25 protein-coding genes are annotated in these 23,512 nt (G+C 73.5%); 16 read left to right on the top strand and 9 right to left on the bottom strand.

Annotation, left to right across the window (positions count from 1 at the left end; translation table 11 throughout):
• Window positions 1-87 precede the first annotated feature (87 nt).
• From ACH4OW_RS03220 to ACH4OW_RS03195, 6 genes are all read left to right on the top strand, one after another.
• Window positions 88-1,005 carry an MBL fold metallo-hydrolase gene (locus tag ACH4OW_RS03220; protein WP_398024556.1) on the top strand — a complete coding sequence of 306 codons (918 nt, stop codon included), beginning with the start codon at window positions 88-90 and terminating at the stop codon, window positions 1,003-1,005.
• Window positions 1,006-1,046: 41 nt separating this feature from the next.
• Window positions 1,047-1,577: an NUDIX hydrolase gene (locus ACH4OW_RS03215; RefSeq protein ID WP_398024554.1), complete on the top strand. Its 531-nt coding sequence runs from the start codon at window positions 1,047-1,049 to the stop codon at window positions 1,575-1,577.
• A gap of 57 nt (window positions 1,578-1,634) precedes the next feature.
• Entirely contained in the window at window positions 1,635-2,045 is a 411-nt protein-coding gene (locus ACH4OW_RS03210) for a DUF202 domain-containing protein (protein ID WP_360128155.1), read from the top strand.
• Between the two features lie 3 nt (window positions 2,046-2,048).
• Complete coding sequence (locus ACH4OW_RS03205; RefSeq protein ID WP_360128158.1) at window positions 2,049-2,387, top strand: DUF202 domain-containing protein; 339 nt, start codon at window positions 2,049-2,051, stop codon at window positions 2,385-2,387.
• 136 nt (window positions 2,388-2,523) lie between these two features.
• Window positions 2,524-3,591, top strand: coding sequence for a phosphotransferase family protein (locus tag ACH4OW_RS03200; protein ID WP_360128161.1), 1,068 nt, complete (start codon window positions 2,524-2,526; stop codon window positions 3,589-3,591).
• A gap of 9 nt (window positions 3,592-3,600) precedes the next feature.
• Window positions 3,601-4,815, top strand: coding sequence for an acyl-CoA dehydrogenase family protein (locus ACH4OW_RS03195; protein WP_360128164.1), 1,215 nt, complete (start codon window positions 3,601-3,603; stop codon window positions 4,813-4,815).
• Between the two features lie 28 nt (window positions 4,816-4,843).
• On the opposite strand, the gene ACH4OW_RS03190 is transcribed toward ACH4OW_RS03195, so the two are convergent.
• The 3 genes from ACH4OW_RS03190 to ACH4OW_RS03180 form a co-directional block, all read right to left on the bottom strand.
• Complete coding sequence (locus ACH4OW_RS03190) at window positions 4,844-5,440, bottom strand: TetR/AcrR family transcriptional regulator (protein ID WP_360128167.1); 597 nt, start codon at window positions 5,438-5,440, stop codon at window positions 4,844-4,846.
• 64 nt (window positions 5,441-5,504) lie between these two features.
• Window positions 5,505-7,160 carry a class I adenylate-forming enzyme family protein gene (locus ACH4OW_RS03185; protein ID WP_398024550.1) on the bottom strand — a complete coding sequence of 552 codons (1,656 nt, stop codon included), beginning with the start codon at window positions 7,158-7,160 and terminating at the stop codon, window positions 5,505-5,507.
• Window positions 7,157-7,951 carry an SDR family oxidoreductase gene (locus ACH4OW_RS03180; RefSeq protein ID WP_398024548.1) on the bottom strand — a complete coding sequence of 265 codons (795 nt, stop codon included), beginning with the start codon at window positions 7,949-7,951 and terminating at the stop codon, window positions 7,157-7,159. Before ACH4OW_RS03180 ends, ACH4OW_RS03185 begins: the two co-directional genes overlap by 4 nt.
• A gap of 183 nt (window positions 7,952-8,134) precedes the next feature.
• Between ACH4OW_RS03180 and ACH4OW_RS03175 the strand changes: the two genes are divergently transcribed.
• The gene (locus tag ACH4OW_RS03175; protein WP_398024545.1) at window positions 8,135-9,466 is read left to right on the top strand and encodes an exo-beta-N-acetylmuramidase NamZ domain-containing protein; all 1,332 of its coding nucleotides are present in this window, start codon (window positions 8,135-8,137) and stop codon (window positions 9,464-9,466) included.
• A 115-nt stretch (window positions 9,467-9,581) separates the two neighbouring features.
• Window positions 9,582-10,595: a methyltransferase gene (locus ACH4OW_RS03170; RefSeq protein ID WP_398024543.1), complete on the top strand. Its 1,014-nt coding sequence runs from the start codon at window positions 9,582-9,584 to the stop codon at window positions 10,593-10,595.
• A gap of 36 nt (window positions 10,596-10,631) precedes the next feature.
• Here ACH4OW_RS03170 and ACH4OW_RS03165 read toward each other — a convergent pair whose 3' ends face one another.
• Window positions 10,632-11,069: a hypothetical protein gene (locus ACH4OW_RS03165; protein WP_398024541.1), complete on the bottom strand. Its 438-nt coding sequence runs from the start codon at window positions 11,067-11,069 to the stop codon at window positions 10,632-10,634.
• 232 nt (window positions 11,070-11,301) lie between these two features.
• On the opposite strand from ACH4OW_RS03165, the gene ACH4OW_RS03160 reads away from it, so the two are divergent.
• Complete coding sequence (locus tag ACH4OW_RS03160; RefSeq protein ID WP_398025214.1) at window positions 11,302-12,627, top strand: MFS transporter; 1,326 nt, start codon at window positions 11,302-11,304, stop codon at window positions 12,625-12,627.
• Between the two features lie 158 nt (window positions 12,628-12,785).
• A complete protein-coding gene (locus ACH4OW_RS03155) occupies window positions 12,786-14,105 on the top strand; it encodes a serine-threonine protein kinase (RefSeq protein ID WP_398024539.1) in 1,320 nt (439 codons plus the stop codon).
• 40 nt (window positions 14,106-14,145) lie between these two features.
• Here ACH4OW_RS03155 and ACH4OW_RS03150 read toward each other — a convergent pair whose 3' ends face one another.
• Entirely contained in the window at window positions 14,146-14,592 is a 447-nt protein-coding gene (locus ACH4OW_RS03150) for a hypothetical protein (RefSeq protein ID WP_360128188.1), read from the bottom strand.
• 369 nt (window positions 14,593-14,961) lie between these two features.
• Between ACH4OW_RS03150 and ACH4OW_RS03145 the strand changes: the two genes are divergently transcribed.
• The 3 genes from ACH4OW_RS03145 to ACH4OW_RS03135 all read left to right on the top strand — a co-directional run bounded on the left by ACH4OW_RS03145 (window position 14,962) and on the right by ACH4OW_RS03135 (window position 18,696).
• A complete protein-coding gene (locus ACH4OW_RS03145) occupies window positions 14,962-15,579 on the top strand; it encodes a hypothetical protein (protein WP_360128191.1) in 618 nt (205 codons plus the stop codon).
• Window positions 15,580-15,732: 153 nt separating this feature from the next.
• Window positions 15,733-17,103, top strand: a complete 1,371-nt coding sequence (locus ACH4OW_RS03140) for an OFA family MFS transporter (protein WP_398024537.1) — start codon at window positions 15,733-15,735, stop codon at window positions 17,101-17,103.
• Between the two features lie 150 nt (window positions 17,104-17,253).
• Window positions 17,254-18,696, top strand: coding sequence for an amidase (locus tag ACH4OW_RS03135; RefSeq protein ID WP_398024534.1), 1,443 nt, complete (start codon window positions 17,254-17,256; stop codon window positions 18,694-18,696).
• A gap of 3 nt (window positions 18,697-18,699) precedes the next feature.
• Here ACH4OW_RS03135 and soxR read toward each other — a convergent pair whose 3' ends face one another.
• The 4 genes from soxR to ACH4OW_RS03115 all read right to left on the bottom strand — a co-directional run bounded on the left by soxR (window position 18,700) and on the right by ACH4OW_RS03115 (window position 21,682).
• Window positions 18,700-19,194, bottom strand: coding sequence for a redox-sensitive transcriptional activator SoxR (soxR, locus tag ACH4OW_RS03130; RefSeq protein ID WP_360128200.1), 495 nt, complete (start codon window positions 19,192-19,194; stop codon window positions 18,700-18,702).
• A gap of 20 nt (window positions 19,195-19,214) precedes the next feature.
• Complete coding sequence (locus ACH4OW_RS03125; protein WP_398024530.1) at window positions 19,215-19,676, bottom strand: MaoC family dehydratase; 462 nt, start codon at window positions 19,674-19,676, stop codon at window positions 19,215-19,217.
• A 110-nt stretch (window positions 19,677-19,786) separates the two neighbouring features.
• Window positions 19,787-20,416, bottom strand: coding sequence for a TetR/AcrR family transcriptional regulator (locus ACH4OW_RS03120; protein ID WP_398024529.1), 630 nt, complete (start codon window positions 20,414-20,416; stop codon window positions 19,787-19,789).
• Between the two features lie 114 nt (window positions 20,417-20,530).
• On the bottom strand, window positions 20,531-21,682 hold the full coding sequence (locus tag ACH4OW_RS03115) for an acyl-CoA dehydrogenase family protein (protein WP_360128212.1): 1,152 nt from the start codon (window positions 21,680-21,682) through the stop codon (window positions 20,531-20,533).
• A 106-nt stretch (window positions 21,683-21,788) separates the two neighbouring features.
• Between ACH4OW_RS03115 and ACH4OW_RS03110 the strand changes: the two genes are divergently transcribed.
• The 3 genes from ACH4OW_RS03110 (at window position 21,789) to ACH4OW_RS03100 (ending at window position 23,509) form a co-directional block, all read left to right on the top strand.
• Complete coding sequence (locus tag ACH4OW_RS03110) at window positions 21,789-22,436, top strand: TetR/AcrR family transcriptional regulator C-terminal domain-containing protein (protein WP_360128215.1); 648 nt, start codon at window positions 21,789-21,791, stop codon at window positions 22,434-22,436.
• Window positions 22,437-22,531: 95 nt separating this feature from the next.
• Entirely contained in the window at window positions 22,532-22,699 is a 168-nt protein-coding gene (locus ACH4OW_RS03105) for a hypothetical protein (protein WP_398024526.1), read from the top strand.
• A gap of 60 nt (window positions 22,700-22,759) precedes the next feature.
• Window positions 22,760-23,509, top strand: a complete 750-nt coding sequence (locus tag ACH4OW_RS03100; RefSeq protein ID WP_398024524.1) for an urea transporter — start codon at window positions 22,760-22,762, stop codon at window positions 23,507-23,509.
• The last annotated feature ends 3 nt before the right edge of the window (window positions 23,510-23,512 follow it).

Genomic DNA, 23,512 nt, shown 5'->3' with positions numbered 1-23,512 from the left:
CCCCCTGCACCCCTTCCTCTTTGCGTCGCCGTCGCGGAACCTCTTCGTACGAACCCCGTACAAGCCGCCCGAAAGGTGAGGCATGCCATGAAGAACGACGCACGCCGCCCCGCCCGCACGCAAACCGCCCCGGACGACGCCTGGTACGTCGACGACCGCTGCACGAACTGCGACGTCGCCCGGCAGCTCGCCCCCGGCCTCGTCGCCGAGCGCGGCGGACGCTCCGAGATCGTCCGGCAGCCGCGCGACGCGGCGGAGGAACGGCAGCTGCACGCCGCCGCCTTCGCCTGTCCCACCCGCTCCATCCGCCACCCCGCCCGCCGGCTCGACCCGGCGCTGGACCCCTACCCCATGCCGCTCGGCACCACCGACGTGCTGCTGTGCGGCCACAACTCCCCGCACACCGCCGGCGCCAACTCCTACCTCCTGCGCCGCCCCGGCGGCACGCTCATGATGGTGGACACGCCCCGGTGGAGCGAGCCGCTGGCGGCCCGGTACGAAGCGCTCGGGCCCCTCACCGACATCCTGCTCACCCACCGGGACCACGTGGCACACGGCCGCCGCTACGCCGACCGCCTCGGCGCCCGGCTGTGGATACACGAAGGCGACCTGGACTCCGTACCTGAGGCCGACCACGTCCTGCGGGGCACCGAAAGCACGGAGATCGCCGCCGGTGTGCTCGCCCACCCGCTGCCGGGCCACACCGAAGGCAGCGTCGTGTACGTCGCCGACGAGCGCTACTGCTTCAGCGGGGACAGTTTCTACTGGTCGCGCACGACCGGGGACGTCGAGGTGGCGGACAGCGTCACGTGGTTCTCCATCGAGGCGCTGGCCGCGTCCCTGGCCCGTACCGTCGGCCGGCTGCGCTTCGAGTGGCTGCTGCCCGGCCACGGCGACCGCAAGCACCTGCCCGCCGCCGACATGGCCGACCGGATGCGCCGGCTGGCCGCGCGCACCCGGGAACTGCGGCCGCGACCGGTCGACTTCACGGCCGTCCGCTGGTGAGCCGCGGCGCGGCGGCCCCGGCGGGCTGGTTGCATGGGGGCATGAACCGACAGCAACCACTGAGCGCGGACGAGATCGTCGACGTCGTCAACGAGAGCGACGAGGTCGTGGGGCAGGCCCGGCGCGGAGACGCCTACGCGCACCGGCTGCGGACCCGGTGCGCGTTCATCCTCGCTCGCGACGCCGAGGACCGGATCTTCGTGCACCGCCGTACCGCGCAGAAGCTGGTCTTCCCCTCGCACTACGACATGTTCGTCGGCGGCGTGGTCGGCGCGGGCGAGACGTACGACGAGACGGCGCTGCGCGAGGCGGAGGAGGAGCTGGGCGTGAGCGGCCTGCCGCAGCCGGTCCCGCTGTTCAAGTTCCTCTACGAGACGCCCGAGCACACCTGGTGGTCGGCGGTCTACGAGGTGCGCTGCACGCTGCCCGTCCGGCCGCAGGAGTCGGAGGTGGCCTGGCACGCGTTCCTCAGCGACGAGGAGCTGGAGCGGCGCATACCCGGGTGGGAGTGGACGCCGGACGGCATGGCCGCGTACCGGCGGCTGCTGGAGTGGCGGGCGGTGCGGGAGTGACGGCCGCCGGGCGGTACGGGCAGGGGGCCGGCCGGGGCACCGCGTAGGGTTCTGGCCATGATCCTCACCGACAGGCTGCGGTCGATCGGCGCGGGCGTACGGCTGTGGTTCACGCCCGCGCGGGTCCGCGAGGAGGGCACGACGCCCGACTACCGCTTCTCCCTCGCCAACGAGCGGACGTTCCTGGCCTGGCTGCGCACCGGGCTGGCGCTGGTGGGCGGCGGGTTCGCGGTGGACCAGTTCCTGCCCCGGCTGCACGACGTGCTGCGGGTGGCGTGCACCGTGGTCCTGCTGGTGGGCGGCGCGCTGTGCGCGGTGCGGGCGGTCAACCACTGGGTGCGCTGCGAGCGGGCGATGCGCCGCGGCGAGGATCTGCCCGCGTCCCGGTTCCCGGCCGTGCTGGCGGTCGCGGTCGCCCTGCTCGCGGCGGCGATGGTCGTGCTCGTCGCCGTCGGCCGGACGCGCTGACCGATGGCCGGTTCCCTGCCGCCGGAGCGGCCGCGCCCGGCCCGCGACCCGGGGCTGCAACCGGAGCGCACCCGCCTCGCCTGGCGGCGCACCACCCTGTCCTGCACGCTGGTCGCGATCCTCGCGGGGCGCCGACTGGTCCAGCACCGTGCCCCCGGGCCGGTGGTGGTGGTCGCGGCGGCGCTGGTGATGGTGGTGTGGGTCGCGTTCGTGGCGGCCGCGCACGTCCGGATGCGGGCGATGGGCGCCGGCCGGCCGCCGGCCCTGTCCGCCCGTACGGCCCTGGCGCTGGCCGCCTGCACCTGCGCGCTGGCGGTGCTGGGCGCGGCCATCCTGGTCTGAGAGCCGGGCCGGCCGGCCCTTCCGGGCCGCGTGACCCACACCCCACACTCTCCCTCTGGACGCCATACCGACTAGTCGGCATGATCGTACCGGCCGTCCGCCAGGGGCGGCCGTCCCTTCCGTACGGAGGAGCACGATGAGCAACGGCACCCCTCCCACGCCCACGGGCCGGCCGGCGCCCCCGGGCCTCGACCCGGAACGGCTGCGGGACCACCTGGACCGGGAGCGCCCCGGGCTGGTGCGGGGCCCCCTGGAGGCCGAGCTGATCGAGGGCGGCCGGTCCAACCTCACGTACCGGATCACCGACGGCACCGGCCGCTGGGTCGTCCGGCGCCCGCCGCTCGGCCATGTGCTGGCCACCGCGCACGACATGCCGCGCGAGTTCCGGGTGATCAGCGCGCTGCACCCGACGGCGGTGCCGGTCCCCGAGGCGCTGCTGCTGTGCGAGGACGAGGCGGTCCTCGGCGCGCCGTTCTACGTGATGGAGCTGGTCGAGGGCGTGCCGTACCGCACGGCGGAACAGCTCGCCGGGCTGGGCCCGGAGCGGACCCGCGGCGTGGTGCTGTCCCTCGTCGACACGCTGGTCGCGCTGCACGCCGTGGACCCGGCGGCGGTCGGCCTCGGCGACTTCGGGCGGCCCGACGGCTTCCTGGAGCGCCAGCTGCGGCGCTGGGGCAAGCAGCTGGCGGCGTCGAAGAACCGCGACCTGCCGGGCATCGACGCGCTGCACGAGGCGCTGGGCGCGGCGCTGCCCGCCTCCCCCGCGCCCACCGTCGTGCACGGCGACTACCGGCTCGACAACGTCCTGGTCGGCGACGGCGACCGGATCACGGCTGTGCTGGACTGGGAGATGTCCACGCTCGGCGATCCGCTGACCGACCTCGGGCTGCTGGTGATGTACAGCGAGCAGGAGGACGTCCCCGGCTCGCCGATCGCCACGACGCGCGGCGCGCCGGGCCACCCGGAGGCGGCCGAGCTGATCGAGCGGTACGCGGCCGGGTCGGGCCGGGACGTGTCCGGCATCGCCTGGTACACGGCGTTCGCGTACTTCAAGCTCGCCGTGATCCTGGAGGGCATCCACTACCGCTTCACGCTCGGGCAGACCGTCGGCGCGGGCTTCGACCGGATCGGCGAGCTGGTGCCGGTCTTCATCGGCCGCGGCCTGGCCACCCTCGACACCCTGACGACCGCCAAGGAAGGCTGAGGCACGCCGATGGACTTCGCATTCGACGCCCGTACCGAAGAGCTGCGGGACAGGCTGCTGGCCTTCATGGACGAGCACGTGTACCCGGCCGAGGCGGTCGCCGACGAACAGCGGGCCGCGCTCGCCTCGCCCTGGGACACCCCGCCGGTCGTGGAGGACCTCAAGGCGGAGGCGCGCAAGCAGGGCCTGTGGAACCTGTTCCTGCCGGACGAGGAGTACGGGGCGGGGCTGACCAATCTCCGGTACGCGCCGCTGGCCGAGATCACCGGCCGCAGCCCGCAGCTGGCGCCGACCGCGCTGAACTGCGCGGCGCCGGACACCGGCAACATGGAGGTGCTGGCGCAGTTCGGCTCCGAGGAGCAGAAGAAGCAGTGGCTGCGGCCGCTGCTGGCGGGCGAGATCCGCTCGGCGTTCGCGATGACCGAGCCCGAGGTGGCCTCCTCCGACGCGACCAACATCGAGACCCGCATCGACCGGGATGGCGACCAGTACGTCATCAACGGCCGCAAGTGGTACATCTCCGGCGCGATGAACCCGCTGTGCCGGATCTTCATCGTGATGGGCAAGACCGACCCCGACGGCGCCGACCAGCGCCGCCAGCAGTCGATGGTGCTCGTCCCGCGCGACACCCCCGGCCTCGAAGTCCGCCGCGCCATGCAGGTGTACGGCTACGAGGACCACTACCACGGCGGCCACGCCGAGGTCGTCTTCCACGACGTGCGCGTACCGGCCGCGAACCTGATCGGCGAGGAGGGCGGCGGCTTCGGCATCGCGCAGGCCCGCCTCGGCCCCGGCCGCATCCACCACTGCATGCGGCTGATCGGCATGGCCGAACGCGCCATCGAGCTGATGTGCCGCCGCGCCGTGACCCGTACGGCCTTCGGCAAGCCGCTGGCGCACCAGGGCGTCGTCCAGGGGTGGATCGCGGACGCGCGGGTGGCCGTCGAGCAGCTGCGGCTGCTGGTGCTCAAGACCGCCTGGCTGATGGACACCGTCGGCAACAAGGGCGCGCACACGGAGATCCAGGCCATCAAGATCGCCACGCCGCGTACGGTCGTGGACATCCTCGACCAAGCGGTGCAGCTGCACGGCGCGGGCGGCGTCAGCCAGGACTTCCCGCTGGCGGAGCTGTGGGCCGCGGCCCGTACGCTGCGCCTCGCGGACGGCCCGGACGAGGTGCACCAGCGGTCGCTGGCGCGCCGGGAACTCAAGCGTTACCTGTAGCGCGGCAGGCCGTGCGGCCCCGGGGGCCTCACGGCCGCAGGGCCCGCAGCAGCAGGTCGGCGAGGTGGTCGGCGACCTGCTGCGGCGTGAGCGGGCCGTCCTCGCGGTACCAGGTGCCCAGGTGGTGCACCGACCCGAAGTGGTAGTCCACGACCAGGTCGGCCGGGGTGGCGCTGCTAAACACCCCGGCGCGCTGGCCCTCTTCGACCAGCGCGCGGAACCGCTCGTGGTAGCGCCGCCGCTCGGCCCGTACCTGCTTGTCCTTCTCGGGGGCGAGGTGGTGCATCGAGCGGAAGAAGATCTTCGTGTCGTCGAGGTTCTCGATGGTGGTGACCACGACGTCGGCCGCGGCGTCCCGCAGCCGCTGCTCCACGGGCGCGTCGGCGCGGGCGAAGTGGTCCAGCCGCTCCTGCTGGAGCCGCAGCACCCGCCCGTACACCTCGTGCAGCAGATCGTCCTTGGAGCCGAAGTAGTGGTAGAGGGCGCCCTTGGTGACGCCCGCCGCCTCCACGATCTCCTGGACGGAGGTGCGGTCGTAGCCCTGCTCGGCGAAGAGCCGGGTGGCGGTGGCCAGCAGCCGCCGTGCCACGGGTTTGGTACTCCCGCCGTCCGTCGTGCCGGCCATCGCGCTCACCTGTCCCTTGTGCGTCGTGCGTCGTGTCGTTGCGTGGTGCCCGCAGCGGGCGCGGTCAGCCGCGCCCGCGCAGCTCCCGCCTGAGGATCTTGCCACTGGTCGTCTTCGGCAGGTCGGGCAGGATCTCCACCTGCCGCGGATATTTGTACGCGGCCAGCCGCTCCTTGCAGTACCCGGCCAGCTCGTCCGGCCCGGCGTGCCGCCCGGGCCGCAGGCTCACGTACGCCTTGACCGACTCGCCCCGGTAGGCGTCCGGCACGCCGACCACCGCCGCCTCGCGCACCGCGGGGTGGCCGTACAGGACGTCCTCGACCTCCCGCGGCCACACCTTGAACCCGGACGCGTTGATCATGTCCTTCTTGCGGTCGACGACGTACAGCCAGCCGTCCGGGTCCATGAAGCCGATGTCGCCGGTGCGCAGTTCCCCGTCCGGCAGGGTCTCGGCGGTGGCGTCCGGGCGGCGCCAGTAGCCGGGCACCACCTGCGGGCCGCGCACCGCGATCTCGCCCTGCTCGCCGAACGGCACGTCACGCCCCTGCTCGTCGACGATCCGGACGACCGTGTCGGGGCCCGGCACGCCGACCGCGAGCGTCCCGGAGGCCGGGTCCACGGGCGCCTCGCGGCCGGGCGGGACGCTGGCGCACGGCGCGGTGCACTCGGTCAGGCCGTAGCCGTTGTGCAGGTACAACCCGAAGCCCGCCCGGAACTTCTCCACCAGCGCTGGCGGCAGCGGCGCGCCGCCGGAGGAGAGGGTGCGGAACGACGCGAAGTGCTCGCGGGTCACCCCCGGCTGGGCCATCAGCGCCATGTAGGCGGTGGAAGGGCCGACCGTGTAGGCGGGCCGGTGCTCCAGGAAGGCGTCGAGGACCACGCCCGGCTCGAAGCGGTAGGCGAGCGCGAGGGTGCCCGCGTTGGCGAAACAGGCGGCCAGCTCGCAGACCATGCCGGTGATGTGGAAGAGCGGCGCCAGCGCGAAGTACGTCGCGCCCTCGGGCAGCGCCAGGCCGGTGCGCTGCCGCTCGGCGTTGTAGGCGATGTTGCCGTGGGTGTTGGCGGCGCCCTTCGGGGTGCCGCTGGTGCCGGATGTGTAGCTGATGAGGGCGGTGTCGGCGGCGGCAGGCGGCGTCACGCCGGGCGGCTTGCCCTCGTACGCGCGGGCCGCCGCCAGCAGGTCGTCGGCGCCCTCGCGCGGCCCGAGGCGCTCGCCGCGCAGCACGCGCACGTCGTCGCGGGTCTGGAGGCCGAGTTCACAGGCGGTCAGGGCGATCCGTACGGAGGGGGCCGCGGCGGCCGTCGCCCGCAGGAAGGCGTCCCAGGCGCGGTCCGCGCAGACGAGCGCGGTGACCTCGGCGTCGGTGAGGATGTGCGTCATCTCGGCCGACTTGTACATGGGGTTGACCGGGACGACGACACCGCCCGCCTTCCAGACGCCGAGCAGCGCGAGGGCGAAGTGCGGCGTGTTCTGGAGCATGACGGCGGCGCGGTCGCCGGGCCGGAAGCCGCGGTCCGCCAGATGCCCGGCCACGCCGTCGCTGAGCGCGTCGGTCTCGGCGTAGGACAGCCGGCCGTCGAAGTAGGCGAGGGCGGTACGGTCCGGGGCGCGGCGGGCCGCGTCCCGGAAGGCGTGCAACGCGGAGGGGCGCGGGTGCACGGGCGCGCGCTGCGCCTCGGTGAGCTGCGCCAGCCACGGCTTGTCCTGATAGGTGGTCATCGGCTTGTCCCCTCGGCTTCCGGTGCGCGGCCCACGGCTTGTTCCAGCTTCCGCTGGAGGCGGTTCATGCCACCCAACCAGTGCTCGGTGTCGGCCGACCGCGCGGCGTAGTAGGTGGCGACTTCCGGGTGCGGCAGCACCAGGAAACGTTCCTCCGCCATCGCCGCGAACAGCGCGTCGGCGACCTCGGCGGGCTCGATCGCGGTGGGGGCCAGCACCAGCTCCCCGGCCGCGCCGGTGCCGCCGAGCATGTCGGTGCGCACGCCCTGCGGGCAGACGGCGTGCACCGCCACCCCCCGGTGCCGGTACGTCAGCGACAGCCACTCGGCGAAGGCGTACGCGCCGTGCTTGGTCACGCTGTACGGTGCCGCGCCGACCATCGTGAGCAGGCCCGCCGCCGACACGGTGGACACGAACCGGCCCGCGCCGCGCTCCAGCCACTCGGGCAGCAGCGCGCGGGCGGCCCGTACGTGCGCCATGACGTTGACGTCCCAGGCCAGCTCCCAGGCGGCGTCCGGCGCCTCGGGGCCGCCGCCTGTGCCGACCCCGGCGTTGGCGCAGAAGACGTCGACGGTCCCGCCCAGCGCCTCGCGGGCCGCCGGCACGACGGTCGAGGCGTCCCCGGGCACGGCCACGGCGCCGATCTCCCGCGCCGTACGCTCCGCCTTGACCGCGTCCAGGTCGTTGACCACCACCCGGGCGCCCGCGGCGGCGAAGCGGCGGGCCAGCGCGGCACCGATGCCACCGCCCGCCCCGGTCACCACGACTGTCTTGTCCCGTACGGCTTCCACCAGCGGTCTCCCTCGGTCGCCCTCGACTCGACTGCCAGGCAGACTAACCAGTCGGTATGCCGGAGTGGAAGGGCACGGGCCCGCCCGGCGGCCCGGCGCGCGGCGCGCCGTCCGCCGCGTTCCCCCGGAGGCCGCCGGGCGTTAGCGTGCGCACGACACTGCCCCGACGGCGGAGGTGGACGCATGACCCTGTCCAGACGGAATCTGCTGGCCGCGACGGCGGTCACGAGCGTGGTGGGTGCGATGGGAATGCCGGACGAGGCGGCCGCGGCCGGAGAGTCGGCGGGGACCTACGGTGCCGGAGCGGCCGCACAGGGCACGGGCCACACCGGCCGGCCCCGCCCCCGCGTCCGTACCGGCTTCGACCGGCTGGCCGCCGACGGCTACGCCCTCCTGGCCGGCCGCCGGACCGGCGTCGTCACCAACCCCACCGGCGTCACCCCGGACGTACGCCACATCGTGGACGTCATGCACGCCGACGACCGGGTGAACCTCACGGCCGTCTTCGGCCCCGAACACGGCTTCCGGGGCACGGCGCAGGCCGGCGGCTCCGAGGGCAGCTACGAGGACCCCGCCACCGGGCTGCCCGTGCACGACACGTACGGCAAGAGCGGCCGGGCGCTGGCCGACATCTTCACCCGGTCCGGCGTGGACACCGTCGTCTTCGACATCCAGGACGTCGGCGCGCGCTTCTACACCTACATCTGGACCCTGTACGACTGCATGATCGCCTCCGTCCTCGCGGGCAAGCGCCTCGTCGTCCTCGACCGCCCCAACCCGGTGACGGGACGCGCCGCGACCGGCCCCGTGCTGGACCGCGCCCTGGCCTCCGGAGTCGGCCGCGAACCGATCGCGCTCGCACACGGCATGACCGTGGCCGAACTGGCACTCCTGTTCAACGCCGAGTACGTGCCCCGCGCCGCGGGCCGGGCCGCCGACCTGGAGACCGTACTGATGACCGGCTGGCAGCGGACCGGCTTCTTCGACGCGACCGGCCTGCCCTGGGTGCCGCCGAGCCCCAACATGCCCACCCCGGACACCGCCCTCGTCTACGCCGGCACCTGCCTCTTCGAAGGCACCAACCTCTCCGAGGGCCGGGGCACCACCCGCCCCTTCGAACTGCTGGGCGCGGACGGCATCGACCGCCGCTGGGCCGCCGCCGCCAACGAGCTGGCCGCGGACACCGGCCTCCCCGGCGTCCGCTTCCGGGAGGCGTACTTCGCCCCCGCCTTCTCCAAGTTCCAGGGCAAGACCATCGGCGGCGTCCAGCTCCACGTCCACGACCGGGAGGTCTTCGACCCCGTCCGCACCGGCATCGCCCTCCTGACCACCGCCAAACGGACCTGGCCCGGCTTCGCCTGGCGCCCCGACCAATGGATCGACAAACTCACCGGCACCCCGCGCGTACGGACGATGATCGACGCGGGCGCCGGCGTCGACGAGGTGGCCGCGGCCTGGCACGAGGACCTGGCGGGCTTCCGCCGGACGCGGCGGCGGTACCTGCGGTACCGGTAGCCCCGCAGGGGGCAGGGAGCACGGGGCACGGGCGGCGCAATGTGCCCTGGTGGCGCCAGGGACGTACGGCCATGGTGGAAACCCCGGCCGCCACCCACGGAAGGACCGCGCCCCCATGCCCACCACACCCCCCTCCCCCGCCGTCCGGCTCACCGAACACGCCCTGGCCTATCTCCACTCCGCCGCGCTGCGGGCGGCGGCGCTCCTCGGCGTCGCCGACCACCTGGCCGACGGCCCGCGCACCGCCGAGGAACTCGCCGCCGCCACCGGCACCGACCCCGCACACCTGCGCCGCGCCCTGCGCCTGCTCGCGACCCGCGAAGTCTTCCGCGAGGACGAGACGGGCGCCTTCCACCTCACCCCCGCGGCCGACCCCCTCCGCTCGGACGCCCCGTCGTCCATGCGCGACGCCGTCGTCATGCTCACCGACGAACCGTTCTGGCGCCCGGCCGGACACCTCGCCGACACCGTCCGTTCCGGCCACACCGTCTTCGACGACCTCTTCGGCGCGCCCTATTTCACCCACCTGGAACGCGTACCGGAAGCGGGCGCCGTCTTCGACACCGGCATGGCCGGCCTCGCCGAGAGCGAGAACGACCCGATCGCCGCCGCCTACGACTTCCCCGCCGACGGCACGGTCGTGGACGTCGGCGGCGGACGCGGCGGCCTGCTGCGCCGGGTCCTGCGGCGCAACCCCGGCCTGACCGGCATCCTCTACGACCAGGAATCGGTCCTCCGCCACCACACCCTCGACACCCCCGAACTCACCGGCCGCTGGCAGACCCACCCCGGCGACTTCTTCGCCTCCGTACCGCCCGGCGCCGACGTCTACCTCCTCAAGCGCATCCTGCACGACTGGAGCGACACCGACTGCCTCCGCATCCTGCGCGCCTGCCGCACCGCCATGACCCGGCCCGGCAGCCGCCTCCTGGCCATCGACGCGGTCGTCCCCGCCGGCAACGACCCGCACCCCGGCAAGACCATGGACATCCTGATGATGGCCTCCCTCGACGGCCGCGAACGCGACGAACCCGCCTTCCACCGGCTCCTCACCACCGCCGGCCTGAAACCGGCCCGCACGCTCCCCACGGACTCGACGCTCTCGATCGTGGAGGCGGTGGCGGCGTAACGGCACGGCGCGACGGGGCGGCGCAACGGGGCGGCGTCAGGAAGCCTTGTGGAAGTCGATGCCCAGCGCCGAGTCCGCGTCCACCGGTACGTGGATGCCGTCCCGCGCCCCTCGGCCGTCGACCACCAGCTCGATGGTCGCGCGCCGCTCCGTCCCGGTACCGATCTCAATCTCGATCGCCTGTTCCGCAAGGGAGTGCTTCGGCTTACGCAGCGTCCAGGTGCCCTTGCCGCTGAAGGCGTGGACCGGGTTGTAGCCGCTGTAGTCGCCTGGCACCTTCGTCGCGGTCGCCGAACCGTCTTCGCGCAACGTCACCTGCGCGCCGCGCGGCCCGTTCCAGGTACCGACGACGTCGCCCGGCTCCGCCCTGCCCGGTCCCCACCCGACGAACAGGGAGATATAGACCACGCCCGCCAGCACCAGCACGAGGATGGCCGCCGAAACCCCGATGGCCACCCGAGCTACGTATTTCATCAGGCCGACAACCCGCCTTCCCCCGTAAAAATCCCCAGGTCACGCCCTATGCCGGAAATCGTACTCAGCCGCAAAACCAGCACTTCACCGCCCCTGCCACCCCGCCCGCCACCACCTCCCCCATCCCACCCACCAAGACACCGCATCCCACCTATTGACTGGCCCGGCGTGCCGCGTGACAGTGCGGCTCGTGCACAGTGACGCGACATCAGCAGCCGTACCGGCGGACGGCATCCCGGCCGCGAAGACCACGCCCCCGAGCGAGGGCGCCCAGGCGCCCGGCTCCGCCGCCGGGCGGGAGAGCCTCCGCCGGGTGGCCGTGGCCTCGTTCATCGGGACCGCCATCGAGTTCTACGACTTCTACATCTACGGGACGGCCGCCGCGCTCGTCCTCAACCAGGCGTTCTTCCCGACGCTCGACCCGGTCAACGCCACCCTCGCGTCCTTCTCGACCTACGCGGTGGCCTTCGCCGCGCGGCCGATCGGGTCGGTGGTGTTCGGCCACTTCGGGGACCGGGTGGGACGCAAGTCCGTACTGGTGGCCTCGCTGCTGCTGATGGGGCTTTCCACGGCGCTGGTGGGCCTGCTGCCGGGCTACGGCACACTCGGGATCTGGGCGCCGCTGCTACTGATCCTGCTCCGCTTCCTCCAGGGGATCGGGCTGGGTGGCGAGTGGGGCGGCGCCGCCCTGCTGGCGGTCGAGCACGCGCCGAAGAAGCGGCGCGGACTGTACGCGGCGTTCCCGCAACTGGGCCCGTCCGTGGGGTTCTTCGCCGCGACCGGGGTGTTCTGGCTGCTGTCCGCCGTGCTGGACGACGGCGCCTTCCGGTCGTGGGGGTGGCGGGTGCCGTTCCTGCTGTCGTTCCTGCTGGTGGCCGTCGGACTGTTCGTACGGCTGAAGATCAGCGAGACACCGGTCTTCGCGAAGGTGATGGACGCGCACGAGGCCAGCCGGGTACCCGCCCTCGACGTGCTGCGCCGCCACCCGCGCGAACTGCTGCTCGGCGCGGGCGGCATGGTCGTCGCGTACGGCCTCTTCTACACCGCGACCACCTACTGCCTGTCGTACGCCACCGGCACGCTCGGCGTCTCCCGCAACACGATGCTCGGCCTCTCGCTCCTCGCCTGCCTCTTCCTGGCGGCCGGCACCTGGCTCGCGGCCACCCGCTCGGACGGCGCGGGGCGGCGCCGGCTGGTGCTGGCCGGAACCGCGCTCTCGGTGGTCTGGGGAATGATCCTCTTTCCGCTGCTGGACACCGGTCAGCCGGCGCTCATCGCGGCGGCGGTCGGCGGCGCGCTGTTCTGCATGGGCGTGGTGTACGGCCCGATGGGCGCGTACCTGCCCGAACTGTTCGGCACGACGGTGCGCTACTCGGGCGCCTCACTGGCCTACAACCTGGGCGGCGTCCTGGGCGGCGCGGTCTCCCCCCTGGTCGCGACCCGCTTGCAGGCGGCATTCGGCTCCGGCTCCGTGGGCTGGTACGTGACGGCGATGGCGGTGGTGTCACTGGCCTGCGTACTGGCCCTCCCGGAGACCCGGGAACGGGAGTTGGGCTGAGGCCCCGGCACCCGGCCGCCCGGACGCGTCGTCGGGAACCGGTCATGCGTGGCGTATGGCCGGATACGCGCGGTCGCAGGACGATGCGCTGCACACGGCGGTGCGGTCCGGAAGTCCGGCCCCGTAGCGGGGGCCGGCGCGCCGCTCAGGGGGTCGTCATGACGGATACCGCGGGCAGCGCAGGCGCACGGGCGGCCGGGGGCATCGGCGTGGTGCCGTACTGGGAGCTGACGTTCGACGCCGATGGCGATCCGGACGCCGGGGAGCGCGACCGGCTGGTGGCGGGGGCGGCCCAGCAGCGCGTCACCGACCTGCTGGTCTTCGCGCACGGCTGGAACAACGACCGGTCGATGGCCACCGGTCTCTACGGCCGGTTCTTCGCGCCTTTCCCGGCCATGGTGGGCGCCGGGGTGCGGCTCGGTTACGCCGGTGTGATCTGGCCGGCGATGCGCTTCACGGACGAGCCAATCCCGGACTTCGACCCGTCGGCCGCCCCGGCACCGGCTCCGGCACCGGCCGGGCCGCCGTTGCTGGACGACGCGACGCTGGACGCCTTGGCGCGGACGTTCCCCGGCCGGGAGCTGACGCTGCGCCGCATCCAGCAGTTGCTGGCCGAGCGGCCTGCGGCCCGTTCCGCGTTCGACGAGTACGCCCGGCTCGTACGCGAACTGGTTTCGGTGCGCGAGAGCAGCCCGGCGCAGCAGCTGGCCGAGGACGCGGGAACCGGCGCGCCCGCGATGCTCACCGACGATCCGCTCGGGGTGTGCGAGATCTTCACGGCGGCGTTGGAGAAGGCCGGGCAGCAGGAGCTGTTCGGCGACGGGCTCAAGCGGATGTGGAACGGGGCCAAGGAGTTCCTGCGGCAGGGGGCCTATTACGCGACGAAGCGCCGCGCCGGCGTGGTGGGGCAGCTGGGTCTGGGCCCGGCGCTCGGGAAGCTGGTACGGAGCGCGCCGGGCACCCGCATCCACCTGATCGGGCACAGTTTCGGGGCGCGGCTGGTCTCCTACGCGCTGCGCGGCATGCCCGCCGGCGTGACCGGGGTGAAGTCCGTGACGCTGCTGCAAGGGGCCTTCTCGCACTACGCGTTCGCCGCCCGGCTCCCGCACGACCCGGATCACGGCGGGGCTCTGAACGGCGTGCAGCAGCGGGTGGACGGCCCGATGGTGGCCTGCTTCTCGCGGCACGACTCGGCGCTCGGCATGCTGTATCCGCTGGCCTCCAAGCTGTCCGGCGACTCGGCGGGCTTCCTGGGCCTGTTCGACCGGTGGGGCGCGGTGGGGCACGACGGCATCCAGGCCGTGGACGGCGCGCAGCGGTTGGTCCTGGGCGCCGCGGTGCCCGGCAGCGGCTGCGTGAGCGTCGACGCGGCCTCGGTGGTGCGCGACGGCCCGCCGCCCGCCGGCGCGCACAGCGACGTCTGCCACCGGGAGCTGGCGCACGTCGTCCTCACGGCGGGGCGGGTGATCGCGCGGTAGGCGCGGGGTGGCCCGGCCGGCCACCCCGCTCGGTCGCGTGCTACTCCTCGGTGACCGGGCGCACGTACTCCAGCGTCCACGTCTCCTGGAAGTCGGACGTCGGCGCGGAGAGTTCGAGCTGGGCGCCGCGGTGGCCGGAGCGCCAGGCGAGGCCCTTCTCCGAAAGGATCTTCACGCCGCCGATGACCCGCTCGAAGGTGAACTTCGCCCACTCGGAGCGCGGGACGGAGTTGACCCAGATTTTGTCCTCATCGGTCACGATGCCCGCCGCATCGTGGTAGGCGAGGTGGATCACGTACGGTGCGCCCGGAATGTTCTCGGCGGGCACGACGACCCACTCCTGCTCGATCGGGAGCGGATTCAGCCGGTCGGTGATGACGGGGGCACCGTGCTTGGTGGCGTACTCGGTGGCCGTCACCAGGGAACTCGGACCGATGATGTGGGCGTGGATCTTGTAGATGCCAGGTTTTACCGGGATCGGAGCCATGTACGGGACTTCCTCTCTCTCGGCTTGCCGACGGGTCGTCGAGGGCACGCCGCCGGCGCCGTCCCACCATCGCGGCGGGCCGCGTTTCCGTACAGGGCGGGATAGCGCCAAGAACGGAGGTGGCGTGGATCGCGCAGCCCTGGGCAACTGACAGGTGAACCTTAACTTTCCCAAATCCCCACAGATGTACGGTGGATGATGCACAGGAGGCGCGCTGGGCGCCGCGGGGGGCACCGGGAGCGAGTGGCGCGCCCGGTGCGGCGTGAGTGCCGCCACGACTTACTCGCAAGGCAGTTCGATGGATCCGGCGGGCCACCCGCTACGTCCATTCCCTGTCCAGTCGGGTCCTCCCCACGGAGGTGGGATGAAATGGCCGGTTTCAGAGCTCTCGCAGAACAGGTGCGCAATCCGCGTCTCGTCGCCACACAGCGGCGCACGGCGTTGCGCAAGTGCCTGGAGCGCTTCGCCCCGTACGGGCATCGCGCCACCTGGCACCATCTGTGCACCAGGGCGGGCATCGCGACCGAGGACCGCGAACCCGACCCGGCGCGGCTGATGGCCGCACTGGAGGAACTGGAGGAGGCCCGGGCCGTCTGGCTCGGGTACGAGAAGGAGTTCGCGGCCCGCAGGCGCCGTGAGAAGCACGACGGCATCCGGCAGCCCAGCGCGCTCGACGACTGGCACCGGCGCACCTGGGGCGGCTGCGACATCGTCCCGTGCGAGGCGCCGCACCGGCACCCGGCCGCGCCGCTGGCCGTGGTGCTGCGCGGGATGATCAGGGCGATGGAGGCGGGCGACCCGCGGTCCGGGTGCCCGGTCTGCGGCACGGAGCGGTTCGTCTGGCGCACCGACCTGGAGCGCTACCCGGTGGCCGGCCCGGTGTGCCAGGAGTGCGGGATCGTGGCGCCGCTCTCGGTGCTCACCCGGGAGACGCTGGCCAGGGCCCGGCAGTCCTCCCGTGAGCGGCGGCTGTCCGTGGCGGCCTGAGCCGCGGGTGCGTCGGCGCCGGTGGTCCCGGTGGAATGGGCCGATGCCGCGGGGAAGGCGGTAACGGCCGCCGCCGGGACGTCCGCGCCGGGCCGGGGCGCACGTCCCGGGGCGTACTACCCGGGGGTGGGTGAACGATGTACGTTCCCCGTCATGCGTGCGTCCGGCCGTCTGCCTACCGTAGCGCCGCCAGGGTGGAGCCGTTGGCTCGTGCCGCCCGCGGCGCTGTCCGTCCACCTCGCCATCGGACAGGTCTATGCCTGGAGCGTGTTCAAGCCGCCGCTGGAGTCCGCGCTCGGGCTGTCCGGTACGGCCTCCGCGCTCCCCTTCCAGCTGGCCATCGTCATGCTGGGGCTGTCAGCGGCCTTCGGCGGCACCCTCGTCGAGCGCAATGGGCCGCGCTGGGCGATGGCCGTCTCGGCCGTCTGCTTCTCCTCGGGCTTCCTGGTGGCGGCGCTCGGCGCGGCCACCCGCCAGTACTGGCTCGTCGTCGCCGGCTACGGCTTGATCGGCGGCATCGGCCTGGGCATCGGCTACATCTCCCCCGTCTCCACGCTCGTCAAGTGGTTCCCGGACCGCCCCGGCACGGCCACCGGCATCGCCATCATGGGTTTCGGCGGCGGCGCCCTGATCGCCTCGCCGTGGTCGGCCTGGCTGCTGGGCGTGCTGGTCGCCGACCCGGCCGGTATCGCCCGTACGTTCCTGGTCATGGGGCTGGCGTACGCGGTGTTCATGACGCTCGGCGTGCTGCTGGTACGGGTGCCGCCCACCGGTGCGGACGCGCCCGGCAGGGGCCGCGCGGCCGCTCCCCGGCCGCTGGTCACCACCGCGCAGGTCTCCGCCCGTAACGCCCTGCGCACTCCGCAGTTCTGGTGCCTGTGGGTGGTTCTGTGCACGAACGTCACGGCGGGCATCGGCATTCTGGAGAAGGCCGCGCCGATGGTCTCCGACTTCTTCGCGCGCGGCCCCGCGCCGGTGACCGCGTCGGCGGCCGCGGGCTTCGTCGGCCTGCTCTCGCTCGCCAACATGCTCGGCCGGATCGTCTGGTCGACCGCCTCCGACCTCACGGGACGCAAGCACGTCTACCGCCTCTACCTCGGCGCCGGCGCGCTGACGTACCTGCTGATCGCGCTGGCGGGCGACGCGTCCAAGCCGCTGTTCATCGCGTGCGCCGCGGTGCTGCTGTCGTTCTACGGCGGCGGGTTCGCCACCGTGCCCGCCTACTTGGCGGACCTGTTCGGCACGTACCAGGTGGGCGCGATCCACGGCAGGCTGCTCACCGCCTGGTCGACGGCGGGCGTCCTCGGACCGCTGATCGTCAACGCCGTCGCGGACGCGCGCAGGTCCGCCGGGCACACCGGCCCCGAGCTGTACACGACGTCGTTCTTCATCATGATCGGGCTGCTGGTGGTGGGGTTCGCCGCCAACGAGCTGGTGCGGCCCGTGCATCCCCGGCACCACGAACCGCCGCCGGCCGGCGACCGGGCCGCCGCCCCCGCCGCCCCGAAGGGAGCCGCCCCGTGACCGGCCGCCGCACCGCCCTGCTCGTCGCGGCCTGGCTCTGGGTGGGCCTGCCGTTCGGGTACGGCCTTTACGAACTCGCCCTCAAGCTGAGACAACTCTTCACAGGATGAACCGGACCATCACCCACCGCACACGCGAAGGCGGACCCTCATGGCCGAGTTGCACGACCTGACCGCGCTGGAGCAGGCCGAGGGGGTCCGGACCGGCGAGCTGTCCCCCGTCGACCTCACCGAGCACTACCTCGCCCGCGCCGATCAGCTGGACGCCACGCTCGGCGCCTACCTCACCCGTACGCCGGAGATTGCACGCAAGCAGGCGTCCGCCGCCGAGGACGAGGCCGCCGCCGCCCGCCGCGAGAGCCGCGCGCTGCCGCCCCTGCACGGCGTGCCCGTACCGGTCAAGGATCTCAACCAGGTCGCCGGGGTGCGCTGCACGATGGGCTCGGAGGCGCTGGCCTCGTACGTGCCCGAGGTGGACGACCACGTGGTCACCAGGCTGCGCGGGGCGGGCACGATTCTGCTCGGCAAGACCAACACCCCCGAGTTCGGCCTGCCCTGCTACACGGAGAACCGCCTCGCGCCGCCGGCCCGTACGCCCTGGGACCTGGAGCGTTCGGCGGGCGGTTCGAGCGGCGGGGCCGCCGCCGCGGTGGCCGGCGGGCTGGCGCCCGTCGCGCACGGCAGCGACGGCGGCGGGTCCATTCGCATCCCCGCCTCGCTCTGCGGGCTGTACGGCATCAAACCCAGCCGCGGGCTGGTCAGCTCGGGCCCGCTGCTGCACGACGTGACGGGCCTGGGCACCTCCGGCCCGCTCGCCCGTACGGTCGCGGACGCCGCCGCGCTGCTGGACGTGCTGGCGGGCCCGATGCCCGGCGCCCCGTACGCGGCCCCCGCGCTGCCGCCCGGCGAGACCTACGCCTCGCACGCCCGGCGCGAGCCCGGGCGCCTGCGCGTCGGCTGCCTGACCGACGTGCCGTTCCCCGGCATCACGGTGCACCAGGACTGCCGGGACGCCGTCACGCGGACGGCCGCGCTGCTCGCGGAACTGGGCCACGACGTGGACGAGTTGACGCTGCCCGCCGACGACAGCTCCCGGTACGCCTTCACCCGCGTCTGGTCGGTGATCGCCGCCAACCGCCCGGTGCCGCCGGCGGACGAGGCGAAGCTGCTGCCGCTCACCCGCTACCTGCGCGAACGCGGCGCCGGCATCCCGGCCACCGAGTTCGCCCGCGCGCTGTACTCGTTCCGGATGCTGGGCCAGCTGGTCGCCGACGGCGTGATGCAGCCGGACGGCGGCTTCGACGTCATCCTGACGCCGACGGTCGCGCAGCCGCCGCCGCGCGTGGGCGGGCTGCGCAACGACGCCGACCCGCAGGCCGAGTTCGCCGCCGTGGGGGCCTTCACACCGTTCACGCCGCTCTACAACGCCACCGGCCAGCCCGCGGTCAGCGTGCCGCTGCACTGGAACGCGGCCGGCCTGCCGATCGGCGTCATGCTGGGCGGCCGGTACGGCGAGGACGCGACCTTGATCGCACTCTCCGCCCAGCTGGAGCAGGCCCTGCCGTGGGCCCACCGCAAGCCCGGGGTGTGGTGAGCGTCAGCCGTCCGTGCCGCGCGCGGCGGACGGTTTGCCGACCCGGTCCACACGCAGCCGCCGCGCGCCCGCTCCCTGCTCGCCGAGCTTGTCGTACGGGTTGGACAGCGCGCAGGTCTGGAGGGAGAGGCAGCCGCAGCCGATGCAGTCGGTGAGCCGGTCGCGCAGTTCGACGAGCTGGGCGATGCGCTCGTCCAGCTCGGTACGCCAGACCTCGGAGAGGCGGGCCCAGTCGTCCCGGTTGGGGGTGCGCTCGTCGGGCAGTTCGGCGAGCGCGTCACGGATCACCGCGAGCGGGATGCCGACCCGCTGGGCGGCGCGCACGAAGGCGACCCTGCGCAGTGCGTCGCGGGTGTAGCGGCGCTGGTTGCCCGCGGTCCTGGTGCTGCTGATCAGCCCCTTGGACTCGTAGAAGTGCAGGGCGGAGACCGCCGCGCCGCTACGCGCGGAGAGCTGGCCGACCGTGAGTTCGTGGACCTTGAAAGGAAGCTGAGGCACAGCGCAACCCTATCCACCGGTCACAGGTAGAAGCGGCTGAGCGTCTGTGCCACACACACCGGCTTGTCGCCGCCCTCGCGCTCGACGGTCACCGTCGTGGCGAGCTGCACCCCGCCGGACACCTCGGTCACCCCCGCGATCCGGGCCGTCGCCCGCAGCCGCGAGCCGACCGGGACGGTGGCGGGGAAGCGGACCTTGTCCACGCCGTAGTTGATGCCCATGGTGACGCCTTCGACCCGCATCAGCCGCGGTACGAGGGTGGGCAGCAGCGCCAGGGTCAGGTAGCCGTGCGCGATGGTGGTGCCGAACGGCCCGGCCGCGGCACGCTCCGGGTCGACGTGGATCCACTGGTGGTCGCCGGTGGCGTCGGCGAACAGATCGATCCGCTTCTGGTCGATCTCCAGCCAGTCGCTGGGGCCGAGGTCCTCGCCGACCGCGTTCCGCAGCTCGTCGAGCGAGCCGAACACCCGGGGCTCTGCCATGTGCGTGTGCCTCCTCAGTCTCCGCCGCCGCGGACCGCGACGTCCGCCGACTAAGCGCTTGCTCAGGATGCTCAGCGGGCCGCCCGCTGTCAATGCCGTCCGGTGCCCCGCTACGGCCGCCGCGCCCCCACCATGCGCAGGACCAGGTCGGCGTACAGGTCGCCCACTTCCTCGGGGGTACGGGCGCCCTCAGCGGAGAACCAGCGGGCCACGTCCACGCACAGCGACAGCACCGCGAGGGTGGTGCCCGGCACGTCGCCGACGGTGAACTCGCCCGCCTCCGCGCCGTCGCCGATGATGCCGCGCAGCGCACGGTCGGTGCGCCGCCGCAGGTCGGCGACCACGGCGTAGTGTTCCTCGCTCAGCGCCTGTAGCTCGTACTGGATGACCCTGGCGGTGGTGTGGTGCCGCGCGTGCCAGCGCGCGAAGGTGCGGACCGCGGCACCCAGCCGTTTGGTGGCGCTGCCGCCGGCGCCGGCCGCCGCCTCCATGATCCGCAGGGCCTTCTCGTGGCCGACGCCGCTGATCCGGTAGAGCAGCTCTTCCTTGGTCTTGTAGTGGATGTAGAGCGCGGCGGGGCTCATGCCGGCGCGCCCGGCGATGTCACGGGTGGTGGTGGCGTGGTAACCACGCTCGGCGAACGCCTGGACGGCGGCGCAGACCAGGCGGCGGGCCGCTTCCGGGGTCACGTCGGCCCAGTCCTCCGCCGGGCCGTCCGACCGCTCCGCCTCCGTGACCATCGCGCACCCCGATCCTCGGTCCGCCGCGGGCCATCCGCGACGGACCGAACACCTTACCCCGCCGGTGAGCAAGCGCTTAGAGCCGCCGGGGCACGGTGTGCGGTACGGGCTTCCTCAGAACGCCGGGACCCCGGTGAGCGCGCGGCCGATGACCAGCTTCTGGATCTGGCTGGTGCCCTCGTACAGCGTCATCACGCGGGCGTCGCGCAGCAGCTTGCCGACCGGGTACTCGTCGATGTAGCCGTAGCCGCCGAAGACCTGGAGCGCGTTGTTCGCGGCGCGCACGGCCGCCTCGGAGGCGAACAGCTTCGCCTTGGACGCCTCGGTGGCGAACGGCTCGCCGCGGTCGATCAGGTCGGCGACCCGCCAGGTCAGCAGGCGCGCGGCGTCCACGTCCACGGCGATGTCGGTGAGCAGTTCCTGCACCAGCTGGTGGTGGGCGATGGTGCGGCCGAACTGCTCGCGCTCGCCGGCGTACCCGACGGCGGCGTCCAGGGCGGCCTGGGCGATGCCCACGCAGCCGGCGGCGACCGACATGCGCCCCTTGGCCAGCGCCGACATGGCGATGGAGAAACCTTTCCCCTCGGGGCCCAGCAGCGCGTCGGCGGGCACCCGCACGTCCTCCAGCACCAGTTCGGCGGTGGCCTGCCCGCGCAGCCCCAGCTTGCCGTGGATCTCCCGGCGCGCCAGGCCGGGGGTGTCCGCGGGGACGAGGAAGGCGCTGACGCCCTTGTGGCCCGGCGCGTCACCGGTGCGCGCGAACAGCAGCACCACGTCGGCCCAGGTGCCGTTGGTGATGAACATCTTGGTGCCGTTGATGACGTACGTGCCGCCCTCCCGCACGGCGCGGGTGGTGAGGCTGCCCGCGTCCGAGCCGGTGCCGGGCTCGGTGAGGCCGAAGCAGCCGACGGCCTCCCCCGAGGTCAGCCGGGGCAGCCAGCGCCGCTTCTGCTCCTCGTCGCCCCAGGCCGCGACGGTCTTGGCGACCAGGCCCAGCGACACGGAGACGATGCCGCGGACCGCGGAGTCGCCGCGGCCCAGCTCCTCGGTCACCAGCGCGTACGCGAGGTGGCCACCGCCGGAGCCGCCGTACTCCTCGGGGACGGTCAGGCCGAGGAAGCCGAGCCCGCCGAGCTTCTTCACGATGCCGGGGTCGACCCGTTCGGCGCGGTCCCAGGCGGCGGCGTGCGGGGTGATCTCGCGGTCGACGAAGTCCTTGGCGAGCTGCCGGACGGCAGTCTCTTCCTCGCTGAGCTCCAGGTTCATCAAGGCCCCTTGGGAAGGGTGACGGCAACCGGGCCGCCGGGAAGGGCCGGGCGGCCAGTTAACTACCACTGCTAGTTTTTGGTCGGCAGCCTCTACTATGTGCGTCATGGCCCGACCCCGCAAGCCCCTCCTGAGCCGGGAGCGCATCGTCACCACGGCGCTCTCGCTCATCGACGCGGAGGGCCTGCCGGCCCTGTCCACCCGGCGGCTCGCCGCCGAACTGGGCGTCAGCGGACCGTCCCTGTACAACCACTTCACGACCAAGGACGAGATCCTCGACGCGGTCGCCGACACGGTGATCGCCGAGGTCGACGTGTCCGCCCTCGCGGCCGGCGCGGACTGGCGGACCGGCCTGCTGGCCTGGGCCCGCTCCTACCGCGCGGCGCTCGCCGCGCACCCGCACGTCGTGCCCGTCCTCGCCCAGGGGCCAGGACGCCGCCCGGCCGGGCTGAAAATGGCGGACGCGGCCTTCGGCGGCATGGTGGAGGCGGGCTGGCCGCCGGCCCAGGCGACCCGGATCTGCGCCATGGTGCGGTACTTCGTCGCGGGCTCCGCGCTGGGCTCCTTCGCGCGCGGCTTCGTCGACGACCCGAGCGCCTACGACCCGGCCGACTACCCCCACCTGGGCCAGGCGCACCTGCTGGCGGAGCACCAGCAGCGGGTCGACGAGGGGGCGTTCGAGACGGGCCTGCTGGCCCTGGTCGACGGGCTGGCGCTGCGCCATCCGGGCCCCGCCGCGCCGCCCGAGGAATAGCTGTAAGGTGCATCTGCCCGGGTGGTCCCGGCGCTGCGCGCGTACGGCCCGGCCCCGCGGCCCGGCGCGCTCCACCTTCACGTGGGGAGGACGACGTGCGAGACCCGATCGCCGCGGCACCGGACCGGAGCGCTCCCCGGGCCCTGGACCGCTGGGCCCGCCACCTCGTCCACGTACTGCGCGGCCAGGCACAGGTCGACTTCATGCCGAGCGCCGTCACGGGCGCGGTCTTCTCCCTCGCGCTCCTCGCGGCGGGCTGGTAGTACGCCCTGTACGGCCTCCTCGGCGCCACGGCGGGCACGGCCACGGCACGCCTGCTGGACGTGGACCGCGAGCGGGTGACCGCGGGGCTCGAAGGCTTCAACGCCTGCCTCGTGGCCGTCGGTTCGGCGGTCTTCCTCGGCGCCGGCCACCTGTCCACCGTGCTGCTCGCGGTCGGGGGCAGTGTGGTCGTCACGGTCGTGACCGCCGCGGTCGCGCGCGTCCTCGACACCTGGCGGCTGCCGACGCTCACCCTGCCGTTCTGCCTGGTGGCGAGCGCCATGACGCTCGGCGCGCCGGGCTTCGCGCGCGTCTGGCACCAGGGCGCCGGCCCGGCGGCGCTGCCCCGGCCCGCCGGACCCCCGTCCGGGCCGGCGTTCACCGACGTGTGGCACGGGCTGTTCGCGAACGTCGCCCAGGTCTTCTTCATGCCGCAGTGGTACGTCGGCGCGCTGTTCCTGGCCGGGATCTTCGCCGCGAGCCGGACGGCCGGAGCGGCGGCGGTCCTGGGCAGCCTCACCGGCACCGCCACCGCGTGGGCGCTCGGCGCGCCGGCGGCGCAGCTCGCGTCCGGCGCCGCTGGCTACAACGCGGTGTTGGTCGCGATGGCGCTGTGCGGGGTGTTCCTGCCCGCCGGGCGCGGGACCGCGGCGTACGCGGTCGTCGGCGCCGCGGCCGCGACGGCCCTGACACCGGCCCTGGCCGCGCTCACCGCCCCGCCCGGCGGGCACGCCTTCACCTGGCCGTTCGTCCTGACCACGCTCGTGTTCCTGGCGGCGGCCCCGGCGTTCCCCCGCCTGCGGGGAGCCTGACCC

Origin of the sequence: Streptomyces sp. NPDC017056 (assembly GCF_044332485.1) — a bacterium.
Lineage (GTDB): Bacteria > Actinomycetota > Actinomycetes > Streptomycetales > Streptomycetaceae > Streptomyces.
Note: the sequence above shows the minus strand (reverse complement) of the source record. Positions and strands in the feature narration are given on the sequence as shown.